This window comes from Collimonas rhizosphaerae (genome assembly GCF_038896935.1).
Taxonomy (GTDB): Bacteria; Pseudomonadota; Gammaproteobacteria; order Burkholderiales; family Burkholderiaceae_D; genus Collimonas; species Collimonas rhizosphaerae.
In genome coordinates, this window is record NZ_JBANDC010000001.1 from 321728 (window position 1) to 337440 (window position 15713).

A 15713-nucleotide genomic window follows, 5' to 3' on the forward strand; every position below is an offset into this window, starting at 1 on the left:
GCAAGGAGCGGTTGATGGAAACCTTGAATTTTCGTTTTGAACATGGCCAGCGCCGTTTGCCGCCGCTGGCCCAGCTGTCCGGCGTGGTCAGTTCGGGCAACCTGGAAGTGCTGGTCGAACCGGCGGCGCTGAACGGCGCCTGCACGATTGAAATCAAGACTGCCGCGCGCGGCTTCGGCGCCATCTGGGAAGCGGTGCTGGGCGATTTCCAGCAGCGCTGGCAGCTGGCCGACGCCCATATCGCCATCAACGACATGGGCGCCACGCCGGCGGTAGTCAGCCTGCGCCTGGACCAGGCGTTGCAAGCCATGACCGGGAGCGCTCCATGAACAGCTACCTGGAGGCGAACGCCCGCGAACGCCTGGCCGCGGTGCTGGATGCCGGCAGTTTTTACGAATTCCTGCCGCCGGCGCTGAAGATCGTCAGCCCGCACCTGGCGCAGCTGGATGCGCCGGTATCGTTTGACGACGGCGTGGCGATCGGCCAGGGACGGCTGTTCGGCGAAACCGTATTCGTGGCCGCGCAAGAGGGCGGTTTCATGGGCGGCGCGGTGGGCGAGGTGCATGGCGCCAAGCTCACCGGCCTGCTGCTGCGCGCGGTGCGCGAGCGGCCGTTTGCGGTGGTGCTGTTGCTGGAAAGCGGCGGCGTGCGCTTGCATGAAGCCAATGCCGGCCTGATTGCGGTATCGGAAGTGATGCGCGCCTTGCTTGAGGTGCGCGCCGCCGGCATTCCCGTGATCGTGCTGGTCGGCGGCTCCAACGGCTGTTTCGGCGGCATGGGCATCGTCGCCCGCTGCGCCAATGCGATCGTGATGTCGGAAGAAGGCCGGCTGGCGATGTCGGGGCCGGAAGTGATTGAAACTGCCAACGGCGTCGAAGAATTCGATTCACGCGACCGGGCGCTGGTATGGCGCACCACCGGCGGCAAGCATCGCTACCTGCTGGGCGATTGCCAGGTGCTGGTGGCCGACGACGGCGCCGCGTTCCGCCAGGCTGCCTTCGGCTTGGCGCAGGAGTGCCATGCCGACACCGGCGGCATCGGCTTGACGCTGGCGGCGCTGGAGGCAGAGCAGCAGCTGCTGCAAGACCGAATCGACAGTTTTGGCGACGCGACCGACCCGCTCGATATCTGGACCCGGATCGGCGTCGCCGACGCTGCCGGGCTGCCGATGCTGGAAGCCGACGCATTTGTCGCCGCCACCGCCAAGCTGCGGCTGGGAGCGTGAGGATGAGCACGGACTGGAAAACCCTGGCAGCGAGCTTGTTCCCGGACGGCCATACGGTGGTCGAACAAGATGATTTCCTGACTGGCACGGCGCAGCTTGACGGCGACGCCGTGACGGTGATCGGCACCACCGGCCACGCGGCGATCGGCGTCGAAATCGCGCTGCTGCAGGCGCAGGCGATCCTGGCCACGGTGCGCCAGCATCCGCAGCGTTCCATCGTCATCCTGATCGATACCCAGGGCCAGCGCCTGCGGCATCGCGATGAAATGCTCGGCATCAACAGCTACATGGCGCACCTGGCCAAGTGCATCGACCTGGCGCGGCGCCGGCAGCACAAGATAGTCGGCCTGGTATACGACCAGGCCTTGTCCGGCGGCTTCATCACCAGCGGCCTGATGGCTGACGGCTGCTATGCCTTGCCGGAAGCAACCATCCGCGTCATGGGGCTGGCGGCGATGGCGCGCATTACCAAGGTGCCGGAGGCGAGGCTGACGGAGCTGGCCAAGAGCAATCCGGTATTTGCGCCGGGAGCCGTCAATTACCTGCAGATGGGCGGCGTCGAAGCCATCTGGCAGGCCGACCTGGCGCAACAGCTGGTACAAGCGTTGCACCAATCAAGCCCGCAAGACCGGCGCAGCGCGGCCGGCCTGCAGCGCGGCGGCCGCAGCCTGGCCTGGACCGTAACGCAGGCAGTGATCGATCATGCCGGCCCGCCATAGCCTGGTCTGGCTGAGCGCCGACGGCTGGCAGCGCGCAGCGCAGGCGGCGCCGGCGGATTATCGGGCCGTGCTGGCGCGCTGGCAGTCGCGCGACTGGCCGGCCGTCCTGCGCCGCCGCCAGCCGGATACCCCGGAAGATCAATTGTGCCTGGGCCTGGCGCTGCCGCCTGACGCCAATGGCGACAAGGGCAGGATCCCGTTCCAGGCGCAGTTTGGCGATGTCGGGCGGATTGCCGATCCGCTGGCATTGCGGGCCGCCTTGCCGCATGCGCCGCCAGCCTGGAGCCGGGCGCTGCATGCTTTTGCCGGCGATTGCCTGCACAGCGGCATCGCGATGCGCATCTATGGTTCGTGGGCCTGGCAGATACTGACCCAGCAGAATTACCTGACCCGGACTTCCGACATCGACCTGTTGTTTACGCCGGGCAGCACGGAAGAATTCAGGCGCGGCATCGCCTTGCTGGCGCAGTACGCGGCGCGCTTGCCGCTGGACGGCGAAGTGGTTTTTGCGGACGGCCAGGCAGTCGCCTGGAAAGAATGCTGGCAGGCGCTGCAGGCCGGCAACGGACAGCAGGTGCTGGTCAAGACGCGCAGCGCGGTCAGGCTGGCGCCGATGGCTGACCTGGTAGCGACGCTGGAAAATGCATGATGCTGAGCAGCCGCACCGCCGAGCCGCGCCTGCCGGCATCGCCCCAGCTGCGCCGCCAGGGTAGCGCGCGGGAGCAGGGCCCATGCCAGCAACGGATGTTTTGCCTGGCGACCGGGCGGCTGGCCTTGCGCAGCCTGTACCGCGAATTGCAGCTGTATCCCAAGCCGGGCCTGGTGTCGCTGCTGGACAGCGGCAGCCACGACGACATGGACGCCGCTACCTTCATGCGCAGCCTGTTCGCGCTGCGCCACTATTTCATCCGGATTACCCAAGCCGGCATGGCCGGCAAGGAGTTCGCGGCGCTCAAGCAATTGGGCCTGGAGGCCGAACAAGCCATGTTGCGCGCCACCGGCGGCGTCAATACCCACCGCGGCGCGATCTTTTGCCTCGGCCTGCTGTGCGCCGCCGCCGGCTATTGCCATGGCCGGCGCATGCCGTTGTCGGCGGCTGCGGTCCGCGCCACGCTGCTGATACAGTGGGGCGACGCCCTGGGCCGCCACATGCATGAGCGGACCGGCGTTTCGCACGGCCGCCAGGTGGCCCAACAATACGCGGTAAGCGGCGCCAGCGAAGAAGCCGCGCTGGGATTCCCGTCGCTGTTCGAGATCGCCTTGCCGCGCTTCCTGCAAACGCTGGGCGCCGCGCGCGGCTACGACGCCGCTGCCGTTGACACCTTATTTACGCTGATGGCGGGCATCAGCGACACCAACCTCTATCACCGGGGCGGCCCGGCCGGCGCCGCCAAGGTCAAAAGCAGCGCCCGCCAGTTCCTGGATGCGGGCGGCTGCGCAACAGACGACTGGCGCGAACGCGCAATTAGTTGCCATAAGGTATTTATTCAGGATAAGCTGTCGCCCGGTGGCGCAGCCGATTTATTGGCGGCGACTTATTTTCTGCATGGACTTAGCTACTTGCGGTGATGGCGAGATAGCCGATCGGCCCTGCTGCTATTGCCTTTATACGCACATCAATTAATCCGTCATCATTTCTGGAGTACAAATGAAGAAGTTGTCTTTGGCTGTCAGCATCAGCCTGTTTGGCTTGTTTGGCATTGGTAGCGCTAACGCAGAACCGGGCATCACCTCGAATACCATCGTCATCGGCCAGTCGGCCGGCTTTACCGGCACCGCCGCCGAAGAAGTCAAGCAGGCGACCGCGGGCGCGCAGCTGTATTTCGATATCGTCAACAAGCAAGGCGGCGTGTTCGGCCGCAAGATCGTGCTGGAATCGCTGGACGATGGTTTCGAGCCGAAGCGCACGGTTGAAAACACCCGCAAGCTGCTCAATGAAAAGAATGCCTTTGCCCTGTTCCTGTATCGCGGCACGCCCACTACCGAATCGATCCTGGGCGCCATCAACGACGCCAAAGTGCCTTTGATCGCGCCGGTCAGCGGCGCCACCTCCCTGCATGAGCCTATGCAGCGCTACCTGTTCAATGTACGCTCTAAATATCGCGATGAAGTAGGGACGGCCATCGAACAATTGTCGGGCATGGGCTTGCAGCGTTACGCGGTGCTGGTATCCAACGATTCGTTCGGCAACGACGCCTTGGAAGGCTTGAAGCAGGCGATCAAGAAATACAAGCTGCCGGAACCGGTGATCGCCAATTACGAACGCAATACGGTGGCGGTGGAAGGCGCGGTGAAAAAGATTTTCGACGCCAAGCCGCAAGCCGTGCTGCTGATTTGCACCGCCAAGCCATGCGCCGCTTTCATCAAGGAATATCGCCTGGCTGGCGGCCAGCAGCAGTTGATTGCGCTGTCGAATGTCAGTTCGCAAGTGTTCCTGCAAGGCTTGGGCAAGGATGCGCGCGGCCTCGGCATGACCCAGGTGTTTCCGAATCCGAGAAGTTCGAGCACGCAGATTTCCAAGGAATTCATGACCGCGCTCAAGACCCGCAGCGAGTTGTCCGACTCTTATCCGACGCTGGAAGGATTCATTTCCGCCAAGGTACTGGTGGAAGGACTGCGCCGCGCCGGCAACAAGCCGACCCGCGAAAGCCTGGTGAGCAGCCTGGAAAGCATGGGCGGCTACGACCTCGGCGGCATGTCGCTTAAATACGGCCCTGGCAGCCGCGACGGCCTCAGCTTCATTGAACTGACGGTGATCGGCAAGGATGGTTACGTACTGCGCTAGGCAAGTTCGGCAAGTCAAGCCGGGTGCGGGCCGGACATGAGCCTGCGCCTGGCGATCCTGTGTCCAGGCCAGGGCGGGCAGCATGCCGGCATGTTCGACTTGCCGCGCACCGATCCGGCCACTGCAGCGGCGCTGCAGCAATGGCTGCCGGAAGCCGCGCCGGGAATGCCGCTGGAGCAGGTGCTGGCTGACGACGCGCTGTTGTTTTCAAACCGGCTGGCGCAGCCCCTGATCGTGGCGGCGACGGCCGCGGCCTGGTCGGCGTTGCAACCCTTGCTGCCGGCGCCGGCGCTGGTGGCCGGATACAGCATAGGCGAGCTCACGGCGTATCATGTCGCCGGCGCGATTTCGGCGCCGCAGGCGATCCGGCTGGCGGCATCGCGCGCGCAGCTGATGGATGCCTGCCTGCAGGCAGCAGCGCCGCAAGTCTTGTGCGCGGTGAGCGGGCTGGCTGTCCGCACGCTGAACGCCATGCTGGCGCCAAGGAATTTATATCTCGCGATTGAAACAGACGCCGACAGCTGCATCGTCGGCGGCCTGGCCCGGGACATGGATCTTGCGGCAAGCGAGATTGAACGCCTGGGTGGAAAAATCCGCCTGCTGCCGGTGACGGTGGCTTCCCATACCCCTTTGATGGACGGCGCGGTCGAGCCGTTTTTGCAGCAGCTGCGCCAGCGGTTTTCCACCGACCCGCAAATGCCGGTGTTGTCGGGATTAAGCGGGCAGGCGGTGGTGAAAAAAGAACAGGCGGTTAGCGTGCTGTCCCGGCAGCTGGCGCAGACCATACGCTGGAGCGATTGCATGGACGCCTGCGCCGAACAGGGCATCACGGCGGCGCTGGAGCTGGGGCCGGGGGCTGCGCTATCGCGCATGCTGCAAGCCAGGCATCCGCAGATTGCCTGCCGCTCGATAAGCGAGTTCCGCTCGCTGCGCGGCGTAGCCGGCTGGCTGCAGCGCTTGTGACGCGGGTTGCCGTCAGATTTTCTCGGCTTCCGGCATCAGCCGCAAGATGCTTCTCTCGTAAGCCAGCTAGCCGGCCTGGGCCAGCTCGACCAGGGGCGCGGCGGCGATAGCCGATGAACCGATTGTTCATGCTAAATTAGCGCACCGCTACCACATCGACCTGAAGGATTTTAATGCGCCGACTGCTGATCGTCCTGTTCTACCTGCCGTTCCTGGCGCATGCCGCTGCGGACCCTGCGCTTGCCGGCGTGTGGCGCGGCAAGCTGGGCAATGCAGAGATTGCCGCCTGCTTTAACACGGCTGACGGCGGCGAAGCGAGCGGCAGCTATTATTACGCGCGCTACAAGAAACCGATCCAGCTGAAAATGGAAGCAGGGCAGGCAGGCTGGAAAGAAGGCGACGGCACCGGCGCATGGACGCTGGAACCACCCGCAGGCGATAAATTGCTGGGCAGCTGGCGCAATCCGAAAGGCGGCAAGCCGCAAGCGCTGGCGTTGACGCGTGTCAGTTGGAACGGCGAGGGAAATGCTTGCGGCAGCGACACCTATAACCTGGAGCTGGAAGTTTTCCCGGCGCTGCAGGTTGGCAAGGTGCAGGAATTCGAGGGCAAGAAATACCGCAGCCTGCGGATTGCAGATGTCGTCACGCTTGAATTGCTGGAGCCAGGCGACCGGCTGGCCGGCCTCAACCGGACGCTGCGCGCCGAGCTGCCCGGCAAGCCCGAAGACATCGCCGATTATTTTGCCACGCGCCGCCGGTTTCTCGGCGACATGGGCCTGGCGGCAGAAGATGAAACGCGGACTGAACCGGTGTTCTGGTCAGCGCGCTGGATCACCATCAATTTTTACCGCTGGGCCGCGGGATACGGCCGCAACGGCATCACGCTCGACTACCGTACCTGGGACCTGCAGAGCGGCGAGGAGGTCAACCTGTGGCAGTGGTTCATCGCCAAAGCGCCGGGCGACCGCAATGCCAATCCCTTGCCGGACAAGCTGAAAAAAGTCCTGTTCAAGGGCCTGAAGCTGGAGAAGGAATGCCAGGACGGCTACAAAGGCGAAGGAGATTATCGCGTGTCGCTCAAGAACGACGGCGTGCAATTCTGGGAAGAGGCTTACGGCACCGGTTGCGAGCAAGACTTCCTGGTCCCTTATGCACAACTCGGCCCGTACCTGACGCCGCAAGGAAAGGCAGCCTTGCGCGACAAGCTGGGCCGCTGATCACGCATGTCCTGCCTGGGGCGTTGTGCTCGTTCCAGGCAGTGAGCGCATCAGGATCTCCACCGCATGCTCGCGCTGGTCATCTGTCAAAGCAATCGCGCTATCTTCCTGCGCCACGCCATCTACCTTGAAATGCACAATGGCGTCCTCGGCAGTAGTCTGCGTTACCACTATCCTGTACATGGTGTCTCGGTATCGATAATCCATGCTATAGGTATCCCAGTCGTGCGGCAGGCATGGGGCGACGTGCAGCTTGCCGCCTTCCAGCCTCAAGCCCAGCAGCGATTCCACGATCAGGCGGTACATCCACCCGGCCGATCCGGTGTACCAGGTCCAGCCGCCGCGGCCGACGTGCGGCGCTCCGGCGTAGACGTCGGCCGCCACCACATAGGGCTCGACCTTGTAGATGGCGATCTTTTCAGCAGTCTTGCCGTGGTTAAGCGGATTGATCATGCGCATCAGTTCCCACGCGCGCTGCCTGTCGCCCAGCTTGGCGAACGCCATCACGGTCCAGATGGCGGCGTGCGTATACTGCCCGCCATTCTCGCGCACGCCTGGAACATAGCCGCGGATATAACCCGGGTCCTGGTCGGATTTGTCGAACGGCGGATCCAGCAGCTGGATGATGCCGTCTTTGCGCCGCACCAGGCGCTGGTCGACTGCCTGCATCGCGGCCTGCATCCGTTGCGGATCGCCGGCGCCGGACAGCACCGCCCAGCTTTGCGAAATCGAATCGATCTGGCATTCGACATTCTGGGCGGAGCCCAGCGGCGTGCCGTCGTCGAAATAAGCGCGCCGATACCAGCCGCCGTCCCAGCCGTTCTTGGCGATGTTTTCCTGCAGCCGGCCGGCCTCGGCATGGCAACGGTCGGCGAATGCCTGGTCCTGCTGGCCGAGGGCGATTTCGGCAAAACCGGCCAGCACGTCGTACAGGAAAAAGCTGAGCCAGACGCTTTCGCCTTTGCCTTTGTCGCCGACCTTGTCCATGCCGTCGTTCCAGTCGCATGATCCCATCAGCGACAAGCCATGCACGCCGAATCTCAAGCCCCTCTCGATGGCGCGCACGCAATGCTGGTACAAGGTTGCGACCTGGCTCGAATGGCCTGGCAGGTCGTAGTAGGAATCCTCGTCCGGATTGACCGCGCGGCCTTCCAGGAAATGTACGCTCTCGTCCAGCACACTGCGGTCGCCGGTGCTGCTGACGTAACGATGGACCGCCAGCGGCAGCCACAGGAAGTCGTCGGAGCAATGGGTGCGCACGCCGCGGTCGCTGGGCGGGTGCCACCAGTGCTGGACGTCGCCTTCGATGAACTGGTGGGCGGCGCACAGCAGCAGATGGGCGCGCAGCAGCTGTGGCTGGCAGTGCACCAGCGCCATGGCGTCCTGCAGCTGGTCGCGGAAGCCGAAGGCGCCGCCGGACTGGTAGTAACCGCTGCGCGCCCACAGGCGGCAAGCGATGACCTGGTACATCAGCCAGCCATTGGCGAGCAGGTTCAGCTCGCGGTCCGGCGTTTTTACCTGGACTGCTCCCAGCGTATGTTCCCAGAATGCATGTACCGCCTGCAGCGCTTCATGCGCCGCAGCGCCGCCGCGATAGCGTTGCACCAGGCTGCTGGCATTGGTCTGGCGGGTATCAGCCATGCCAAGGATGAAGACGATTTCGCGCTGCTGGCCCTGGTTCAGTTCGAACTGCACCTGGATTGCGGCGCATGGATCGAAACCGGCGCCGACCTTGCCGGACAGGCGCAGCCGTTCCATTGCCGCGGGTTTTTGCAGCGATCCGTTGCGGCCTATGAATTCATTGCGGTCGCCGCTGACGCTGCGGTTGCTGGCGTCGACATCGAAGAACGCGGCGCGCTCGGTGAATTCGGTATTGTAGGGATTGCGTGCAAACAAGGCGCCGGTGGCCGGATCGGTTTCAGTGACGATGTGCATGGACGATTTAGGGCGCAGGTCGCCCAGCACCCATTCGACGTAGCCGGTGGCGGAAAGCTTGCGCATGGCGTCGGACTCGTTGCGTACCCGCAGTACCGAATACTTGATCGAGGCATCGACTGCGACATAGACGGTCAGTTCGGAAACAATACCGTCCTCGATATGTTCGAACACGCTGTAGCCGAAACCGTGCCGGGTCACGTAGTCGCCGCTGCCGCGGCGGGGCAGCGGCGTGGGGGACCAGTAACGTCCGCTTTCTTCGTCGCGCAGGTAGAACACTTCGCCGCCGCCGTCGCTGACTGGATCGTTGGCCCACGGCGTGAGCCGGAATTCATGGGCGTTTTCGCCCCAGCTGTAAGCTTGTCCGTTTTCCGAAATCACGCTGCCGAATTCCGGGTTGGCGATGATGTTGACCCAGGGCGCCGGCGTCAGCCGGGTGCTGGAAGTGGTGATGACATACTCGCGGCCGTCAGCCGTGAAGCCGCCGATGCCGTTCGCCAGGTCCAGCTCGCGCCGCGGCAGTCGGATTTCCGGCGGCATTGCGGGCAGCGTTTGTTTCAGTGCCGGTATCAGGCGCGGCAGGCGGATTTCCATCAGGTCGCGGCGGTTGATCTGCTCGGCCAGCGTGCCGCGGCTGTCGCTCAGGATGATCCGCGCCACCGACTGGAACAAGACCCGGTCTTCATCCGAGATCTGGTCGACCAGGCGCACAAAAATGCCACCCGGGCGATCGATTTCATGGGCGCCGGTAACCGATGAAATCAGCCCCAAGATCTGCTCTTGCAGCAATTGCCGGTAACCGGCGTGGTCTTCGTTCCAGATCACCAGGTCGACCGCCAGTCCTTTCGAACGCCAGTAGGCATGGGCCTGCACCAGCTGCCGCACCAGTTCGATGTTGTCCTGGCTCTTGAGGCGCACCAGCACGATGGGCAAGTCGCCGGAAATGGCGTAGCCCCACAAGCCGGACTGTCCGCGATGGTTGCGGATCAGGATGCTGGCGTCGGCGCGCAGCAGCGGATTGACATAGATCACCGAATTCGCCAGCCGGCTGTAAAGCTGGGCGTCGGCTTCGCTGGCGTTGAGCTGGCGCAGCACGACCTGGCTGTGCGGCCAGGACAATTCGACGACCCGGTCCGCCAGGTGGCGATCCTGGTATTTTTCGATCAGGCCGAGGCAGATGTCGCGCGAATCGCCGATGCCGGTCACCATGTCGATGGTGGCTGTCTGTTCCGCTTCCAGCGTGATCTGGTAACGGATGGCGACAATCGGATCAAGCACCGGGCCGGCGTTGCCTGCCAGCGGGCCTTGCCGGCGCATCGCTTGCGGCGCAGCCACGGTATTGCCGCGGCCGATGAACTGCATGCGGTCGGTTTCGTAAGATACGGCGTCGATATCGGCGCCGTGCAGCGCCATCAAGTGGAACATCCACGGCATCTTTTCATGCATGGAACGCGGCCGGCGCGTGCACAGGATAGCGCGCTGGGCCGCCACGATTTCAGTCTGAACGAACAGGTTGCTGAAGGCCGGATGGGTGGCGTCGGCGGCGGCCGGCGCCAGCACCACTTCGGCGTAGCTGGTGATATCGATGGTGCGGCGCGAGCGCGAGCGGTTGACGATGCGGGTCCGGCGCAATTCGATATCGTCTTCCTGCGACACCACGATTTCGGTGTGCATGTCGAAACTGTTGTCGCGCCGGCGGAATTCGGCGCGGCCTTCGGAGAAAATCACTTCGTAGCTGTCCGGCTGCGCCAGCGTCGGCTGGAAAGCGGTCGACCAGAAATAGCCGGGTTCGCCGCCGTTCAGTTCGCGCACATAGCAGAAGGCGCCCCAGTTGTCGCGCGTGCTGTCTTCCTGCCAGCGAGTCACGGCGAGATCGTTCCAGCGGCTGCGGCTGCCGCCGGCGCTGGTGATCATCACGTGATAACGGCCGTTCGACAGCAGCTGTACTTCCGGCGTACGCGGATCCGGACGTTGCAACACCCGCATCTGCATGCCCTGGTCAGCCACGGCGGTGCGGATGTCGGCCAGCTCGGTGGTGTTGGAATAAGTTGCGCTGGCTTTCGGCACGCGCTCGTGCAGCAGCGACATGGTGGCCTGGAACAGCGGGTCCGATTCGAAGCGTTTTTGCATGGGCCGGTCCAGCAGCAGGTACGCCAGCGACAGGAAACCCATGCCCTGGTGATGCGCCATGAAAGAGCGGATGACCACGCTGGCTTGTCCGCGCGGCAGGCGCGACGGCGTGTAGTCGATCGCTTCGAAGAAGCCGTATTCGCCCTCGAAACCTTCGGCCGACAGCTGCTGCAGGTTGCGGCATGCTTCTTCCGGCGCCACCATCAGCGCCATCATCGATGCGTAGGGAGCGATCACCAGGTCGTCGCCGAGCCCGCGTTTGAAACCCAGGCCCGGCACGCCGAATGCGCGGTACTGGTAGTTGAGGCTGGCGTCGAAAGTATGGTAGCCCGATTCCGAAATGCCCCAAGGCACGCCGCGCTGCATGCCGTATTCGATTTGCCGCCTTACCGCCGACTGGTAAGTCTGGCCGAGCAGGGTGTTTTCAAAATTCGGCATGACCAGCAAGGGCATCAGGTATTCGAACATCGATCCGCTCCACGACAGCAGGATCGGGTCGCCGCCGGCGATGGTGAGCTGGCGTCCCAGCGCGAACCAGCTTTCCTGCGGCAGCTGGCCCTGGGCGATGCCGACGAAGGTGGCGAGCCTTGCTTCGGATGCCAGCAAGTCGTAGAAGCTGACGTCGCGCCGGCGCTCGCTGACGTTATAGCCGATGGCCAGCAGATGGGTGGCGGGATCGTACAGGAAACCGTATTCCATGCGGGCGAACTCGCCGGCCTGGGTCACCAGCTGCTCGATCAGCAGCATGCGTTCGGCGGCGTGCCGGCTGCCCTCTGCCACCAGCTGGCCGAGGGTGGCCGGGGCCTGGTCCTGGCGCGGGTCATCGTCGCCGGCAACGGCCGGTTCCAGCAGCGGCGCCAGGTCGGCATGGATCCGCGCCAGCTGGCGCAGGGTCGGAATCCGGTCGAGCTGCGGGAATGCGGTGATCCATGCCGCCGGCGCCAGCGCGGATATCCACGGCGCCAGGATAACCAGTTCGTTCAGGGCTTCGCGGCACTGGCTGGCCAGCGCGCGCGCCCAGACATTGAGCTGGGTGTCGGGAACGGTGTCGAGGCCGGCCACAAAGCCGGCGGCGCAATGGCTAAGGCCCTGCAGGCAATCGTGCGCCACGGTCAAGGTGGCTGGCGCCGATTCGCAGGCGTCCTGCAAGTCTTTTTCGAATTGGACCAGTTTGACCAGCGGCCCGCCGCCGGCGGTGGCGCGCAGGATTTCATAGGTGTCGCGGATGCCTGAGAACACCTTGGGGTCGAATATCGGCGCATCGAGCAGCCCGTTCAAGCCTGGCCGCAGGGTCATCAGGTGGCCGGCAAGGTTGCCGCTGTCGACGGTCGAGACATAAATCGGCTGCAGCGGCTTCAGGTATTGGGTGTCGTACCAGTTATAGAAATGCCCCTGGTAACGTTCCAGCGAAGCCAGGGTCTGGAAAGTGTTTTGGGTGCGTTCCAGCAGCTGGCCCGAAGGGATGTAGCCGAAATCATAGGCGCTCAGGTTGGCCAGCAGCGACAAGCCGATGTTGGTGGGAGAAGTGCGGCGCGCCACCACGGCGACCGGGTGTTCCTGCACGTTGTCGAGCGGCAGCCAGTTGTCCTCGGGGCCGACATAGGTTTCAAAAAACAGCCACATCTTGCGCGACAGCGCTTTCAGGAACCGGGTCTGCTCGCCTGACAGTTGCACCGCGCGGCGCGCAATCGGCTGGCTGATCCAGCAGGCGACGAGGGGCGACAACCACCACAGCAGCAGGACGGCGCCCGCCGCCTGCAGGGCGGACGGATTCCTTGCCAGCAGCCAGATTGCTGTCGCCAGCGCAATCGCCGGCGCGATCCACATCGACCGGTAGTAGGACAGCAAGCTGTTGCTGGCCAGGCGGCCGGCCTCGCTGGAAGGCTGCCATTCCAGCAGCTTGCGGTGCGAGACCAGGATCCGCCATTGCGTGCGGATGATGGCGTCGAGGTTGAGCGCGGCTTCATACGGCAGGAAAACCAGGGTCAGCGTGGCATGGGCGAAATGCTGCAGGGTTGCATGCAGCGATGCCGAAAGGTGTTGCCGCAGCAGCACATCGTCCGGCTTGCGCAGCAGGCTCAGGATGCTGGCGCAGAGCGAGGGAATCAGCACGATGCCGAGCGCGGCGCCGGTCCAGAACCAGGCTGAAGGCAGGCCAATCCAGCCGGCCAGCAGCAAGGCCGTCAGCGCGAACGGGACGACGCTGCGGCGCAGGTTGTCGAACAGCTTCCAGCGCGACAGGGCGGACAGCGGATTGCGGTGATGGCCGATCTTGCCGCTGGCGGCATCGCGTGCGCCCGGCACCCGCGGCAGCAGCCAGGACGCGATCTGCCAGTCGCCGCGTATCCAGCGGTGGCGGCGGCCGGCGTCGGCGCTATAGCGCGACGGATATTGTTCGTACAGCTGGACGTCGCTGAGCAGGCCGGCGCGTGCGTAGCAGCCTTCCAGCAGGTCGTGGCTGAGCACGCGGTTTTCCGGCATGCGGTCCTTCAAGGTCTGTTCGAAGGCGTCGACATCGTAGATGCCTTTGCCGACGAAAGAGCCTTCGCCGAAGATGTCCTGGTAGACGTCGGACACGGTGCGGGTGTAAGGATCGATGCCGGTTTCTCCGCCGCACAGCAGTTCATAGCGGGAGGCGCCGGCGCTGGGCAGGCTGACCGCTATGCGCGGCTGCAGGATGCCGTAGCCTTCCACCACGCGCTGGCGGCTGGCGTCGTACAGCGCGCGGTTCAGCGGATGCGCCATGGTGGCCACGAACTGGCGGGCGGCGTCGCGCGGCAGTTCGGTATCGGTGTCGAGCGTGATCACGTACCTGACATTGCGGAGGCCTCCGGTATCGCCGACGATCAGCGAGAAAGTGCCGGCGCCGGCGCCGCGCAGGAAAGCATTGAGGTCGGCCAGCTTGCCGCGCTTGCGTTCGTAGCCCATCCAGGTTTTTTCCTGCGGGTTCCAGCGGCGCGGACGGTGCAGCAGCAGGAAGTTGTCGCCGTGGTCCTGGCGGTATTTCTTGTTCAGTTCCTGGATATTGTGTTCGATATGCTGCAGCAGGACGTCGTCCCCGGGCAGGACTTCTGTATCGGCGTCGGCGAAATCTGTCAGCAGGCAAAAGCGCAGGTTGGGATCGCGGTTGGCGAGAAAGCGCACCTCCAGGGCTTCCGTCAGGCTGTCGATGTTCTGCCTGTTCGACAGTATCGTGGGCACCGCCACCAGAGCCCGCGATGTGGCCGGAACGCCATCCGAAAAATCCATGCGCGGCAGCGGGTGCGGCAGGGCGACCAGCGTAACCAGCCAGTTGACCATGGCTTGCGCCAGCTGGCTGCTGGCGACCAGCGCCAGCACCGCGACCAGGGCCAGCAGCCATTGGCTGGCGCCGCCGGCATAGGCCTTGAAGGCGATGCCGGCGCTGACGGCCAGGGTGATCAGCAATATGCTGGCCAGGTAGGTGCTCAGGGGCGCGGCCTTGCCTGCGCGGCGCAGCGCTTCCAGTTTCGGCAGCTTGAACGCTACTGCCCGTTCCAGCTGCGGCAGGCCCTGGCCGATCAGGTAGTAGCCGACGTGGGCGCTGCGCTGGTCAGCGCCGTTTTGCGGCGCTTGCGTGCCGGCGAGGCGGATTGCGTGTTCAGCTATCTCAAATTCCGGCAAGCTGCTGTGCCGGGCGATTCTTTCAATCACGTGCCGATAGTGGTCGCGGGTAGAGAAATCCATGCGGGCATAGACGTCGGCCGGATCCTTGCGCAAGGCATGCTCGACCACGCTCATGGTTTCGACGAATTCGCGCCAGTCCATGGCGCTCAGGAAGCGCAGGCTGCCGATGCTGTTGCTGATCGATACCTGGTCGGCAGCCTGCTGCTGCGTCTCCAGCTGGACCAGCTGCTCGATGGCCTGGCCGGATTCCGCCAGGCGCTGCGATAGCCAGGTCATGGGCAGCGTCAGGGCCGGACTTTGCCCTTGCAGGCGGCGCACCAGTTCGGCCACGAATGAACTATCCATGGGCGGATCGGAGCGCGCCATGTCGGCTACCAGCAAGATCAGGTTGCTGGGGTCGTTTTCGGCGCTTTCCACCATGGCGTCGGCCCAGGAATCGGCCAGGTTGCGGTTGAAGCTGGTGAGCGCCAGGCGGGCGGCGACGCGCCGCAGGTTTTCGATCAGCGCCAGGCGCAGCATGATCGGAATCGCCCACAGTTCGCCCAGTTTCAGGGGCGTGACTTGCTGGTAGGCGGCGACAAAGCGGCTCAGGCTTTCGGGATCGACGCGGCCGTCGCCATGGGAAATGGTTTCCAGCGCGATGTCATAGACCCGCGGCCGGCCGGCCGAGCTGCCGCGCAGCAGGCGCGGCAATTCCCTGCTGTAGTTCTTCGGCAGGTGGCGCTTGGCGGTGCGGATCTGTTCTTCGATCAGGTAGAAATTGTCGAGCAGCCATTCCGCCGCCGGCGTCACCTGGCGTCCGGCCCGGATTGCCTCGGTCAGCAGGCTGCAGGCATCGATGATGACATTTTCATTGTCGGCCAGGCGCGACAGCAGCTGGTCGCGCCCGCGTGCGCTGCTGAGCTTGTGGGCGTTGGCCAGCACCCGGCCATGCTGTTCCATCTGCAAGGCGCTGAACAGTTCCGCGCGCAGCGGCAATTCGTCGCTCGCCGGACCATTGCGCAGGCTGCCAGGCAGCAAGGCATTTTTGATGTCGAGCAAATTGTCGCGTAGCGCTTTGCGCAGGGATTCGTTATCTGATTTCAATTCTGACG

General features: G+C 64.2%; 9 protein-coding genes. 8 read left to right on the top strand and 1 reads right to left on the bottom strand.

The genetic code is table 11. The features are described 5' to 3' along the window. The first annotated feature begins 14 nt into the window (after positions 1-14). The 8 genes from mdcC to V8G57_RS01555 all read left to right on the top strand — a co-directional run bounded on the left by mdcC (position 15) and on the right by V8G57_RS01555 (position 6909). Positions 15-329, top strand: coding sequence for a malonate decarboxylase acyl carrier protein (gene mdcC, locus V8G57_RS01520; RefSeq protein ID WP_144736120.1), 315 nt, complete (start codon positions 15-17; stop codon positions 327-329). Continuing rightward, positions 326-1225 carry a biotin-independent malonate decarboxylase subunit beta gene (locus tag V8G57_RS01525; RefSeq protein WP_342827896.1) on the top strand — a complete coding sequence of 300 codons (900 nt, stop codon included), beginning with the start codon at positions 326-328 and terminating at the stop codon, positions 1223-1225. The genes mdcC and V8G57_RS01525 overlap by 4 nt, the downstream gene beginning before the upstream one ends. A gap of 2 nt (positions 1226-1227) precedes the next feature. Beyond that, positions 1228-1944, top strand: coding sequence for a biotin-independent malonate decarboxylase subunit gamma (mdcE, locus tag V8G57_RS01530; RefSeq protein ID WP_342827897.1), 717 nt, complete (start codon positions 1228-1230; stop codon positions 1942-1944). Next, positions 1928-2593, top strand: coding sequence for a malonate decarboxylase holo-[acyl-carrier-protein] synthase (gene mdcG / locus V8G57_RS01535; protein WP_342827898.1), 666 nt, complete (start codon positions 1928-1930; stop codon positions 2591-2593). The genes mdcE and mdcG overlap by 17 nt, the downstream gene beginning before the upstream one ends. After that, complete coding sequence (gene mdcB / locus V8G57_RS01540; protein WP_342827900.1) at positions 2590-3513, top strand: triphosphoribosyl-dephospho-CoA synthase MdcB; 924 nt, start codon at positions 2590-2592, stop codon at positions 3511-3513. Before mdcG ends, mdcB begins: the two co-directional genes overlap by 4 nt. A gap of 79 nt (positions 3514-3592) precedes the next feature. Further along, positions 3593-4729, top strand: coding sequence for an ABC transporter substrate-binding protein (locus tag V8G57_RS01545; protein ID WP_342827902.1), 1137 nt, complete (start codon positions 3593-3595; stop codon positions 4727-4729). Between the two features lie 36 nt (positions 4730-4765). Beyond that, the gene (locus V8G57_RS01550; protein WP_342827904.1) at positions 4766-5692 is read left to right on the top strand and encodes an ACP S-malonyltransferase; all 927 of its coding nucleotides are present in this window, start codon (positions 4766-4768) and stop codon (positions 5690-5692) included. A 173-nt stretch (positions 5693-5865) separates the two neighbouring features. Continuing rightward, entirely contained in the window at positions 5866-6909 is a 1044-nt protein-coding gene (locus V8G57_RS01555; RefSeq protein ID WP_342827905.1) for a hypothetical protein, read from the top strand. Here V8G57_RS01555 and V8G57_RS01560 read toward each other — a convergent pair whose 3' ends face one another. Continuing rightward, positions 6910-15705, bottom strand: a complete 8796-nt coding sequence (locus V8G57_RS01560) for a GH36-type glycosyl hydrolase domain-containing protein (protein WP_425458207.1) — start codon at positions 15703-15705, stop codon at positions 6910-6912. It abuts the gene before it with no gap. Positions 15706-15713: the final 8 nt, after the last annotated feature.